Annotated in this window: 7 protein-coding genes; 2 read left to right on the top strand and 5 right to left on the bottom strand. The window is 59.2% G+C overall.

Annotated features, from left to right (window positions below; translation table 11 throughout):
* Nucleotides 1-47 precede the first annotated feature (47 nt).
* Nucleotides 48-1,193 (bottom strand): YncE family protein, encoded by a 1,146-nt coding sequence (locus K5L94_RS01940; RefSeq protein ID WP_274511904.1) that lies wholly within the window; start codon nt 1,191-1,193, stop codon nt 48-50.
* A 261-nt stretch (nt 1,194-1,454) separates the two neighbouring features.
* Entirely contained in the window at nt 1,455-2,879 is a 1,425-nt protein-coding gene (locus tag K5L94_RS01935; protein WP_274511903.1) for a GAD-like domain-containing protein, read from the bottom strand.
* Between the two features lie 334 nt (nt 2,880-3,213).
* Here K5L94_RS01935 and K5L94_RS01930 point away from each other — a divergent pair, with 334 nt between their 5' ends.
* On the top strand, nt 3,214-3,639 hold the full coding sequence (locus K5L94_RS01930; protein WP_274511902.1) for an energy transducer TonB family protein: 426 nt from the start codon (nt 3,214-3,216) through the stop codon (nt 3,637-3,639).
* A 453-nt stretch (nt 3,640-4,092) separates the two neighbouring features.
* Nucleotides 4,093-4,461, top strand: coding sequence for a hypothetical protein (locus K5L94_RS01925; protein WP_274511901.1), 369 nt, complete (start codon nt 4,093-4,095; stop codon nt 4,459-4,461).
* Nucleotides 4,462-4,864: 403 nt separating this feature from the next.
* Here K5L94_RS01925 and K5L94_RS01920 read toward each other — a convergent pair whose 3' ends face one another.
* The 3 genes from K5L94_RS01920 to aceE form a co-directional block, all read right to left on the bottom strand.
* A complete protein-coding gene (locus K5L94_RS01920) occupies nt 4,865-7,996 on the bottom strand; it encodes an N-6 DNA methylase (RefSeq protein ID WP_274511900.1) in 3,132 nt (1,043 codons plus the stop codon).
* 1 nt (nt 7,997) lies between these two features.
* Entirely contained in the window at nt 7,998-9,098 is a 1,101-nt protein-coding gene (locus K5L94_RS01915) for a DNA cytosine methyltransferase (protein ID WP_274511899.1), read from the bottom strand.
* 162 nt (nt 9,099-9,260) lie between these two features.
* Nucleotides 9,261-11,948: a pyruvate dehydrogenase (acetyl-transferring), homodimeric type gene (gene aceE, locus K5L94_RS01910; protein WP_274511898.1), complete on the bottom strand. Its 2,688-nt coding sequence runs from the start codon at nt 11,946-11,948 to the stop codon at nt 9,261-9,263.
* Nucleotides 11,949-12,039: the final 91 nt, after the last annotated feature.

Below are 12,039 nucleotides of genomic sequence, written 5' to 3'. Positions count from 1 at the left end.
GGCCACTGGAGCGAGCATGTCTCTCCAGCGACCTTCCCGAGCAGCAATTACAACTGAATCCGCGCCACGCTCTCGTCAGCGCCCTTGTCGTCCTTCTCGCCGTTCTTGATGCTCACGAACAACACGTTGTTCTTCGCATCCAGCGCCAGGCTGTTCGGGTGGGTCGGCACCTTGTAGGTGGCCACCTTCTGATAGCTGTCACTGTTGTACGCCGTCACCGTACCGGCTTCGCGGTTGGTCACGTACAGGCGCTTGCGCGGTGCATCCAGCAGGATGCCCAGCGGACCGGCATCGGTCGGGATGCTGGCAAGTTCCTTGCCGGTGCTGCGGTCAAGCACCAGCACGCGCTGGCCCGGGTGCTTGCTGACCAGGCCGCTGCTCTTGGCCTGGTAGCCACGCAGGAATTCCGAGCCCTGGTCGGTCACGAACAGGCGCTTGCCGGCCGGGTCCAGCGCGATGTTCATCGGCTGCTCGGCGGCAATCTTGTGTTGCGCCACCACCTTGTTCGAATCGGTGCCCACCACCACCAGGTCGGCCAGCAGGTTGCTGGTGTAGACGCGCTTGTTGGCCGCATCCAGCGCCAGACCCGGCGCCTTGGCGTTGCCCAGGCCGTCGATGGTGTTGATCACCTTCAGCGTGGTGGTATCGATCACGAACAGCACGCTGCTCACGTCCGGCTGGCTGCTGTGGCCGGTCACGTACAGGCGGTTGCCCGCGCTGTCCACCACCAGCTCGCGCAGGTCGTGGGTGTAGGCGGCCTTGCCGTCCTTGCCGGTCTTCTTCTCCATCAGCTGGATGGTGCCGATGGCCTTGTTCTGCGCGGTGTCCACCACGGTCACCGACAGGTCCACGGTGTTGCCCACGTACAGGCGGTTGTGGGCGTCATCCAGCACCACGCCGAACGCCTTGCGTTCCAGTGGGATGCGGGTTTCCACGGCCAGCGTGGCGGGGTTCAGGCGCAGCACCTGGGCCGGGCCGGCGTCATCGCCGAAGCCACCGGACGAGGCCACGAACACGGCGTTCTGTTTCGGGCTGTAGGCCAGTTCGTACAGGCCCTTGGCCACGGCCTGGCGCTGCACGGCGGTGCTGGCGCTGGCGGCGGGGGCGTTATCGGCGAACGCGGACGGCACGCCAAGGCAGAGCGAGACGGCAAGGGCCAGGGCGGCCGAGCGGAGAGCGGAATGACGGAACATGCGAGCATCCTTGAAAGGGCACGGGAGGGTGTCCTGGCTCGCTGGGCCGTACTGCGACGGCCCGCTCCGGCGCGGTTTGCGCGGGTGGGCTGGCTGGGTTGCGGGGGGAATGTTAACAGGAGACAGCGAGCGGGGGTGGTCTCCGGTACTGTGCGCTCGCGTCACCCCTGCAAAACGCCCATCCGCGGCCGTGTGGTGCCAACGAGGGGGCGTTCCAGGCCGGTAAGGTTGCCGCTTGGAACTCACGGCCCTGCCGCCCGCCTAGAAGTCCGGAGCACGGGTAGTCAACACGTCCCCGACCACAGGCCCGTGTTCAATGACACCGTCTGCTCCGCGCCGATACCCGATGCCCGCCTTGCAGGCACGCGGTGCCATATCCCAAACCCATCCGTGGAGTTGGCGACTGGCATTTTCAGGCGAATAGAGCGGCATGTTCATGCGCAACCCGTCGTCCTCGCCCAGATCAAGCGTGCACATGACCGTGCCTTCGCATTCATACTCTTCGTCGAGATCTGGATCGCCTACATGGGTAATGGTCGCAAGGAGATGGTCAACATGGATCAGTTCTTGTAGCGCATGTGGCAGGTTCGTGAATGATGGTGCTGCGCGGCCATCGCCAGGCTCTTCCACGAAGGGGTCTTCCAACGTAATGCGGCGGAAATAGTGTTCACTCCGCCCCATTACGTCACGACCGCGGATGGCAGTTGCCATGTCCTCCAACGCTTCGGTGCGCAGCAGGAAGGTCGCTTCCTCTGCATGCATCACCACCAGTTCTTCATCGTTCGCGTCACTGCCTAACGAATCGTCCCGCAGGGTGACGTCGAGCGCGACGATGTCATCCCCTGCGGCGTTGACGGAGATCTCGTAGGAACCGCTGTAAGCGCGTATCTCAGTGCGCTCGAAGGTCTTGTGATGAATGCGCCAGAACAGCAAACGGTAGTGGCCGCTCGATTGCAGCGCCAGCAGCCGATGCCAGTCGATGTAGGAAGACAGATACAGGCCGGCGAGTCCCGGCCCTGTTGCAATGTTCTCGAACATGGAGCGATGTTCGACCGGCAGCGCGTTGGCTGCTGTCGTCGGCTTTTCGGCCGTTGGCGTGGGCGGATCAACGGCGTCGAGAAGACGGCGATGCATGCCGAGTGCATCGACTTTCGTAATCCGTAGCATCTGCATGGAGAAAAGCATCTGATCGACTTCGTAGACCTCGCCGGGGGCAAGTGCTCCGCACTCTTCTCTTGCGGACCGAACCAAGACCGTTGGAATGAGCGATTCGAGTGCTTCTCGCTCGCAAAGGAACGTGTTGAAGAAGTCATCGAGACTCCACGCCAGGTCACCCGTCTTCTTTGACACGGGATCGATATAGGCCACGTCCTCGTCAGTTTCCGTCAGTTTTCGGTAGTAGAGAAGTGTGCCGAAGGGCGTCAGCGCGATAGGAACACGCCGTACGGTGTCGGGTGGCGAGACGATCCACTGATCGAGCACGGATTGCCATGGCCGGGGATCGATCAGGGCGAGTTGATGGTCGCCATAGAATCCGAGACCTTTTCGGCGCCACAGATCGAGAACGCTGTCAGGAAGAACACCCTCATAGGCGGAAACAAGCTCACCGGGAGCAGGCGAAACCTGTCGTGATGGAGGATGGATCTTTACGAAGCGATGCAGGGCGAGGCGGCGAAGAAAGATCATGCAAGTGTTCCTATGACGTTGGATCAGTAATGGCCAGCAAGCCAGGATCGTTGATATCCATCTTGGGGAGGCCCATCTTTAGACCTGATTCCCATGAAGTGCCACTGCAATTTTCCTTGAGGCGCGGCGGTGTTGATGACAGCGGCCTGCCAGCCAGACTCCTCGATCATGGCTGGAAAGCGAATCAACTTGGGAACACCGGCCTGGGGGCGCCGTCATCCCGGCTGGACACGCCAGTGTGAGCCGTGCAGCAGCGAGCGGCGCCGCCATTCAACGGCCGCTGATACCAGGCAATGGGCGCTATGCTGTTGCCGCACCGGAATGGAAACCACGTATGCCCCGTTTGAACGCCGCCCTGGCACTGACCCTGGTTCTGATGCTGCTGGGCGCTATGCCTGCCATGGCCATGGATACAAACCAACGTATTTCCACGGAGGTGTTTGTAGGGGCGGGGGACAACCCAACCTTCAAGCTGCAGCAGGCGCCTGCGGTGGTGTATTCAACGCCACCGATCACGGCCGCCGATAGCTTGCCGCAGTTTCCCTTGGAGGTGCTGTTGGTGGCTCAGCTGGATGAGCTGGGCCACGTGTCCAACGTGATGGTGGCGCGGTCCAGCGGGCGGCGGGAGTTTGATCGTGCGGCGCTTGATGCGGTGGATGAGTGGCGCTTCGATCCGGTCGTGATTGAGGGCGTCGCGAAGCATGCGCGGGTTCGGGTGCGTTTGATCTTTACGCCCGAGTCCGAGTCGCCCGCGGCCTGAACCGCTGATCCAGCCTGTCGCAACTGGCCCTACATCGCGGCCCTCGCTGCAGGCATTTCTGTGCTTGGGGTCAAAAACGCCAAGCCCTTCAAGACCATTGCGGCGCAATAGCTTGATGGCTTAACACCGTGTGCGACAATGCCGAAAGCGTCAGGACTGGCAGTCGCCGGTTCTGGAGTTTCTTGGCATTTGGCAGCTGCGCGGGTATCTCTTGGTGTGCCACCGAAAAAGGGTGGCGCGGGACTCGAAAACCCGTTTCTGTACCAGCTGTATGCGCTTTGCCAGCCGGCGTCACCTTTTGTGTGGCGTCGGCTGGCAATCCGTTCGCGTTCCATGGCGGGCGGTGCGTGGGGGTCTTCGGACCCGCCGGTCTGGTACATACCGGTTTTCGAGCCCGCACCGTCCGCCACCTTTATCGGTGGCCCTGCTGTCTGTCCTGTACGGAGCATTGCCATGAGCGCAACGAAACTACCCGGTGTGAACACCCGCCGCGATCCGGCCAACGCCGATCACGAGAAAGACCCCTCCGCCTATCCGCTTGGATTTGTCGCCACGCTGCATCGCATTGGAGCGGGCGCCGCTGCCGATGGGCAGCCCTGGCCCGAGCGCAATCTGAGCCTCGGGCGCAGTATGCAGATGGCTGATGCGGATTGCGCGCTGGGTGGCCTGCGCGTGGTGGCGGAGCTGATGCTGGCGGCGGAGCGCACGCGACAGGACGGCACCGACGAGGAGTACGTTGGGGACCGGGTGATGGAGGGGTTGAAGATGGCGTGCGTGGCGTTGACTGTGATGGCTACTGAGCGGGTTCAGGGGCAGAATTAGGCCTAGATTTGAACCTCAAGCACCAGAAAATGGGCTGTAATCTCCGCTACGATTTTTTGTTCGCTTCTGAACCTGTACGAATTCCAATTAGGTCGCGGAGAAACACCATTGTGTTAGTGATAGTCCTGATAGATAAAGCGCTCATCAATCTCCCACCCAAAGCATACATGGAGCTACAGACTCACTCAGGCATCTACTGCTGAGTTTGCAGCAAGCGGGAAAGGACTATGCATTAGGTTGCCCGCTCCACGTCAGTGGGCACGGCCTCGTGCACCGCATCGTGGAAAGTGCAACACAACCAAGAACGCACCTCACCTGACGCCAGTGGTCTGTATGAACAAGGCAAACACCGGTCGACCGTTCCTCAGGACGTCCATAGCGAGGCCGCAGCGTTGCAGGTTAATTACTGAGAAATGAGCTTGACCACATAATCATCTATTCGATTCATCATATCCTCCGTCACCTCTGCGCCGCCAGAAGATACAGCCATCACTTCCTCCGCTATCCGTCTCATCAACTCAACTCGCTGGTCGTACGTCGGAATGTGGATGTAGTCGCTAACACTCACCCCAAAACTAAGTGTCGCACCGTACGAAGCCACAGAGCGTGACACCGCGCGTGATCCAAGGAAGCCTGTAACGAACGCGGCCTCGTCCTCCGTCTCAACGGGAATGAAGTAGAGCTTGTGGTCGGGAATAACCACCACATCCCGATCGCCAATCTTTGAGCTTCCGATATACGACACTTCAAATCCACTTCCGCCAATCTCTCGCCAGAGCACTTTGTAAGGTGAGAATGTGTAGTCGCCAACGGTCCACAGAGAGTAATACGCCTGCCCCTTTTGAAACCTCTTCAAGCTAGAGCGCGCAGAGAGCTGATCCCGAAAATTCCGCAAGAATGCATAGGCAAGAGGACTGTGCTCATGAAGGTCTGGATCTCCATGCATGGTTCGTTGAGGGACGAGGTAGCGGAGCTCTGGGTCTGGAGTAGCCTTGAATCTAGAAACTCCACGTCCTCTCAGTAGAGGAAAGACATGATTGGCTTCGACAAGCGAAGTGATCTTCGGGATACCTTTGGTCTTCCCAACATCCGCCTCGTTTGTGATGGTTAGCAGGCCATCTTTTTCGGGCCCAGACTGCTTCACCCAGAAGATTCCGTTTCGGTCGGCCGTCACCCCTTTCCTTGCCTGGTACCTGGGATTTGGCTGTCCAAAAACGGCATTCAGCGTATCCATCTCATCACTGCGGCCGACGATCCATGGCCTATCCCATCCACCTGGGACAGGCCAAGCAGAAAGGCGCTCCACATCGGCGATCGCAGTGAATTCATCGGCACATCTAGCGATGCGAGCAACACTAGCGGTCGTGCCCCTAGTAACCCATCGATTGTACGGAACCGGATAGCTGGTACGCTCTGTCTTTCTTATGAGGACAGCTCGAGGCATGTTACTTACACCATCGAATGGCGCAATTTTGTCGAAATCATCAACGCGTTCGAACGCGCATTGCGTCCCTTCAGTTCCCACGCGCAGCTGGCGGAAACCGGCACTTGAGGGAGTCTCAAAGACGGACCCAGGCATAAGCAGACACATCTGACCGCCGGCCGCTAGGTAAGTACGAATGGCCTGGAACGCGACTACCGTCGAAACATCACCTTCAATACCACCCACCCACTTGGCATTACTGAAGACACCGAGTTCTTTGCAGAGAGGCTGGATTCGCTTGGTGTACTCACGTGGCAGATTGCTCCACTTGATCCACGGTGGATTCCCACACACATAGGATGCGGGTTCCACCGCGCCCGCCGCGAACCGATCCGCAACAATCGAGCACCAGATTCCGTTCCACCCTTGCTCATGGAGTCCTACAAAAGAAGTGATCGCCCCTTTCAACGTGAGCATCAAAGAAGGATCAAGCCCGTGGCGATCAATAATCTTCTCGATATCGCCAGCAATGTAATCGACTGATCGATCTTGCTCGATGAGATCCCGAATTCTTCTGAAGACCGGAAAGAACGCGTCGTTCTTTATCAACTGCAGTGGTACGGCAAAATTGACAAAGCCAAGCTCGGTACTGAGAGAGTAACGATATGATGGAAACAATCCATCATCGGGCCTTGCCGGATTGATACTATCGGCCAGATAGACAGGAAGCCGCACGGGCTCGCTTGGATTGAGGTAGGGCGCGACGAATACCGCCAACGATGCCTTTGCCGTCAGTACCGCCAGGGGATTCAAATCGACGCCATTGATACCCTCCAAGAGGGTCTTAGCGTTAGAAAATCGACCATCGAGTAGGCGTCGACGTAGCGCTTCAAGTAAGAATGTACCTGAACCGCATGCCGGGTCTGTCACCGAGTCTTCAACGGTCCAGTCAGTCATCGCGAGGGTCATCTCTGCAAGCCAATCCGGGGTGTAGAACTCGCCCAACGCATGGCGAATTTCCCTAGGGATAAACTGCTCGTAGATTCCTTTAAACAGATCGCGCGTGGTGGCCGGGTCCTTTTTCACCACTTCAAAGTCAATTCCCGACAACTTTCCGAGCAGGATCGCAAGACCGTCCTCGAACAGGCTCCAACCACTTTCATCCAAGTACCAAGAGAAGAAGTCCCCGTCTAGCATGTTGAGAATTCCAGAGCCCTCATAGAGTCCTCCATTCTCAACAGCAGAGAGCCGCGTCCTGACAGGAACGGAGCCATCTAGTACGTCCTGTGTGGCGCGTGGCAACGCACAGGCAACCACCACCTTTGCGACGATCGCAACGTATGTATTCAGCGCAAATAGATATGCCGTCGGATTTGAGTCATAGGGCTGACCGTGGGAGAGTTCCTGCCGTCGAAGAAGCTTCTTCATTCCATCCGGCTGGAACCCTACCACTTGGGCAAATAAGCGCCCCCACTCTTTAAAAAGCATATGGGTTCTGCTGGCACCATCGCTTGTACTACTGCAGACTCTCGAGTAGAGGGCAGGAATTAGCTGAGTTCCTGATGCAGAATCAGGACCGATCAATGATTGCAACAGCTTAGGATGAACCAGCGGCTTGCTGCTTGACTTCATTGCCAGCAGCAAGTAACGCGCCGAGTTCAGATCGAATGGAACTACCGCTTCCCAGTTGCAGTCACCACGTTCACGGTCATGACGACCAAACGTAATCGAAGCACCATCCCATGCCACTAGAAGGTAGTCGCCAATGGGGCGCCCCTCTTCAGAGGCAATCAGGCTCGAATACTCTTCAACCTGCCTTCTTGCGTGCCTAGCCTTAGCGTTGAGCATGCCGGCGAAGCAACGTGGAGGTTCGTACTCAATGAGAACTCCTCCGTGCGCGACATCTATGAACTTGGTAGATTCACCCTTGCGCTTCAGCGCTCGCTCCATCTGGAACGGTGTCCATGGAATACCTATAGCTGCGCACGCGGCACGAAGCGCGACTTCGACCTCGTGTCGAAGCTGCGCCTCATTTCTGGCCTGAACAGACGCACTTGACACCGCCCGCACCAAGCTATCGCACGCATCGCCGAATAGGTGTTCCTTCTTCACTTTATTTCTCCCTGCGACTGCGTTTTGAATCAATCAATCCTTCGCCCGAGAAAAGGTGGCGGAAGATGACCTCTGCCAATTTAGGTGGAACGGCGTTACCAATCTGGGTGAACTTAGAATCGACATCACCGATTGGCTCGAAGTCTTTCGGAAAGGTTTGGATTCGAGCGCACTCGCGCCAGGATAGGCGCCGAGGCTCCTCAAGGACGTGCCGATCCTCGCCTTCCACTTTATGATCGTACTCGCCGGTAAAATCCCATCGCTGCTTCCAACCATCGGCGAGATTTGACCAAGTCAACTTCATAGTTGGGCTAGCCGGGTGGAGCGTTATGTGCCTCCAGTTCGCCACTACAGTAAAAGCAGGATCGTCCCATTTTGCCTTTCGGTTGCGTGACATGAAATACCACGAAAAATTGCCTGCCGGATCATGTGGGCGCTCGTAGAATTCACCAGCAGGCCAGAGCGGAAGATCCTTGATGGCATCGCCGTGAGACGTGTAAGGCAGCAGGTGCGGTGACTTCTTGGTTGCTTTGCCGTGGGTTGGGTCGGGAAAGGTGAACCTCTGAGCTAGATCTTTCCTGACACCTACGATGAATAGGCGCTTTCTAGACTGCGGCACGCCGAAATCACGAGCATTAAGAAGGTGATGAGTTACCTCATATCCAGCCTTCTTGTAGGCCTTTTCCTGCTCTTCCAGAAAACTTCCTTCACCAAGCTGCTTCAGTCCAGAAACATTTTCTGCGACGAAGTACTTAGGCTGCACTAGCTCAACCACCCGGAGGAACTCCTTGTATAGGTTGGTTCGAGCATCCTTCTTCGGATCGCGATTCCCCGCCATGGAGAACGATTGGCATGGATACCCCCCCACGACCACATCAGCTGGAGGGAAGTTCGTGACTCCAGCGATATCACCGCATGTAACCCTGGTCTCAGGGAAATACTTCTCCAGAGTCTTGCAAGCATCGGTCAGGATGTCATTGCTAAAGACGATGTTGCCACCAGCGGCCTTGATTCCGAAATCCATTCCGCCGCAACCGGAGAACAGCGAAATTACGCTGGGACCGGCTTGCTTGGTTTTGGGTTCGCCACTCTTTTTCTTCATTTTCTTACTGTGTCTTGTGCCACTCGCCTGGCCTTAGGGACTTCGGTGGCGAGCTTGCGGGATCCCGTTCGCAGGGGCTGAGACGGGGAGGAATTTTGACATTTATAGCGCGAAAGGGCGGCCTCACGGCCGCCCTTTCGATTCATTGAACCGCTGAAGGGATCAAACCCCAACAGGATTAGCCTTCTCCGGATCAATCTTGTACTGCTTGATCGCCCGGGCCACATCCTTCGCGGTCATCTTCCCTTCCTTCGCCAGCGCCGCAATCGCGGCATGCGCGATGTAGTAGCGATCCACCTCGAAGAACCGGCGCAGGTTCGCACGCGTATCCGAACGGCCGAAGCCATCCGTACCCAGCACCGTATACGACATCGGCACGAACGCACGGATCTGGTCCGCATACGCACGCACGTAGTCGGTGGCGGCAATCGCCGGGCCCTGGCGGCCTTCCAGCAGCTCGGTCACGTAGGCCTTGCGCTGTTCACCTTCCGGATGCAGGCGGTTGGCACGTTCCACGTCGAAACCATCGCGACGCAGTTCGTTGAAGCTCGGGCAGCTCCAGATGTCGGCGGTCACGCCGAAGTCCTTGTCCAGCAGTTCGGCGGCGGCAATGGCTTCGCGCAGGATGGTGCCCGAGCCCAGCAGCTGCACGCGCAGCTCGCCCTTCTTCGGCTTGCCGGCGTCGGTCAGCAGGTACATGCCCTTGACGATGCCCTCGGCCGCACCTTCCGGCATTTCCGGGTGGGTGTAGTTCTCGTTCATCAGGGTGACGTAGTAATACTCGTCCACCTGGTCTTCCATCATGCGCTTGGTGCCGTGCTGCAGAACCACCGTCACTTCGAAGCCGAAGGTCGGGTCGTAGCTGCGCACGTTCGGGATGCCACCGGCCACCAGATGGCTGAAGCCATCTTCGTGCTGCAGGCCTTCACCGTTCAGCGTGGTGCGGCCGGCGGTGCCGCCCAGCAGGAAGCCGCGGGTACGCATGTCGGCGGCCTGCCAGGCGATGTCGCCCACGCGCTGGAAGCCGAACATCGAGTAGTAGATGTAGAACGGCAGCATCGGCACGTTGCTGACCGAGTAGCTGGTACCGGCCGCCATCCACGAGCTGATCGCACCCGGCTCGCTGATGCCCTGCTGCAGCACCTGGCCGCTCTGGTCTTCGCGGTAGAACATCAGCTGGTCGGCATCGACCGGCTTGTACTTCTGGCCGAACGGCGCGTAGATGCCGATCTGGCGGAACAGGCCTTCCATGCCGAAGGTACGGGCTTCGTCGGCCACGATCGGCACGATGTGCGGGCCCAGTTCCTTGTCACGCAGGGTGATGTTCAGGCTCTGCACGAACGCCATGGTGGTGGAGTAGCTGCGCTCGCCGCTGCTCTTCAGCAGGCGGTCGTAGGCTTCCAGCTTCGGCGCCACGAAGGTCTTGTCGGCCTTGCGGCGGCGCTGCGGCAGGTAACCGCCCAGCGCGGCACGGCGTTCCTGCAGGTACTGCACTTCCGGCGAATCCGGGCCCGGGTGGTAGAACGGCACCTGGCCGTCGGCCAGCTGCGCGTCGGTCACCGGAATGTTGAAGCGGTCGCGGAAGTGGCGCACCGCTTCGTCGTCCAGCTTCTTGGTCTGGTGGGTCGGATTCAGCGCTTCACCGGCGCTGCCCATGCCGTAGCCCTTCACGGTCTTGGCCAGGATGACGGTCGGCATGCCCTTGGTGTTCACGGCCTGGTGGTAGGCGGCGTACACCTTGTGCGGGTCGTGGCCACCACGGTTCAGGCGCCAGATGTCGTCGTCGCTGAGGCCGGCGACCATCGCAGCGGTTTCCGGGTACTTGCCGAAGAAATGCTCGCGGGTATACGCGCCGCCGAAGGCCTTGCAGTTCTGGTATTCGCCGTCGACGGTTTCCATCATCAGCTTCTTCAGGACGCCGTCGCTGTCCTTGGCCAGCAGGGCATCCCAGTAACCGCCCCACAGCAGCTTGATCACGTTCCAGCCGCCGCCACGGAACACGCCTTCCAGTTCCTGGATGATCTTGCCGTTGCCGCGCACCGGGCCGTCCAGGCGCTGCAGGTTGCAGTTCACCACGAAGATCAGGTTGTCCAGGCCTTCACGGCCGGCCAGGGCGATGGCACCCAGGGTTTCCGGCTCGTCGCTCTCGCCGTCGCCGATGAAGCACCACACCTTGCGGTCGGACTTCTCGATCAGGCCACGGTTTTCCAGGTAGCGCATGAACTGCGCCTGGTAGATGGCGGCCAGCGGGCCCAGGCCCATCGACACGGTCGGGGTCTGCCAGTAGTCCGGCATCAGCCACGGGTGCGGGTACGAGGACAGGCCACCGCCGTCCACTTCCATGCGGAACTTGTCCAGCTGCTCTTCGCTGATGCGGCCTTCCAGGAAGGAACGCGCGTAGACGCCCGGGGCGCTGTGGCCCTGGATGAACAGCAGGTCGCCCGGGTGGTTCTCGCTGGGGGCGCGCCAGAAGTGGTTGAAGCCCACGTCGTACAGGGTGGCGCCGGAGGCGAACGAGGCGATGTGGCCGCCCAGGTCACCCGGCTTGCGGTTGGCGCGCACCACGGTGGCCATCGCGTTCCAGCGGATGATCGAACGGATGCGCCATTCCAGCTCGGCATTGCCCGGGCTCTTGGCCTCGAGCTGCGGCTCGATGGTGTTGACGTACTCGGTGGTGGGAGAGAACGGCAGGTAGGCGCCCGAACGACGGGTCAGTTCCACCATGCCTTCCAGCAGCTGATGCGCGCGCTCGGAGCCCTCGACATCAATAACGGCCTTCAACGACTCGATCCACTCCTGGGTTTCCACAGGATTCGGGTCGTTGTTCAGCACCTCGTTCAACCAGTTCATTAGCGCTCCCATAACCGCACGCACGCGCGCGACTGTTGTATAGATTTCTAGACCGCAAAGTGTAGCGCACCAAGGGCTTTCGTCACTTGGC

Source organism: Stenotrophomonas forensis, from assembly GCF_028752115.1.
Lineage (GTDB): Bacteria > Pseudomonadota > Gammaproteobacteria > Xanthomonadales > Xanthomonadaceae > Stenotrophomonas > Stenotrophomonas forensis.
This window is presented reverse-complemented; position numbering and strand designations above follow the sequence as displayed.

Bases quoted from the DNA above. Each gene is read 5' to 3' on its own strand.
- K5L94_RS01930 (WP_274511902.1), top strand. From the start codon at position 3,214: ATGCCCCGTTTGAACGCCGCCCTGGCACTGACCCTGGTTCTGATGCTG.
- K5L94_RS01925 (WP_274511901.1), top strand. From the start codon at position 4,093: ATGAGCGCAACGAAACTACCCGGTGTGAACACCCGCCGCGATCCGGCC.
- K5L94_RS01915 (WP_274511899.1), bottom strand. From the start codon at position 9,098: ATGAAGAAAAAGAGTGGCGAACCCAAAACCAAGCAAGCCGGTCCCAGC.
- K5L94_RS01935 (WP_274511903.1), bottom strand. From the start codon at position 2,879: ATGATCTTTCTTCGCCGCCTCGCCCTGCATCGCTTCGTAAAGATCCAT.
- aceE (WP_274511898.1), bottom strand. From the start codon at position 11,948: ATGAACTGGTTGAACGAGGTGCTGAACAACGACCCGAATCCTGTGGAA.
- K5L94_RS01940 (WP_274511904.1), bottom strand. From the start codon at position 1,193: ATGTTCCGTCATTCCGCTCTCCGCTCGGCCGCCCTGGCCCTTGCCGTC.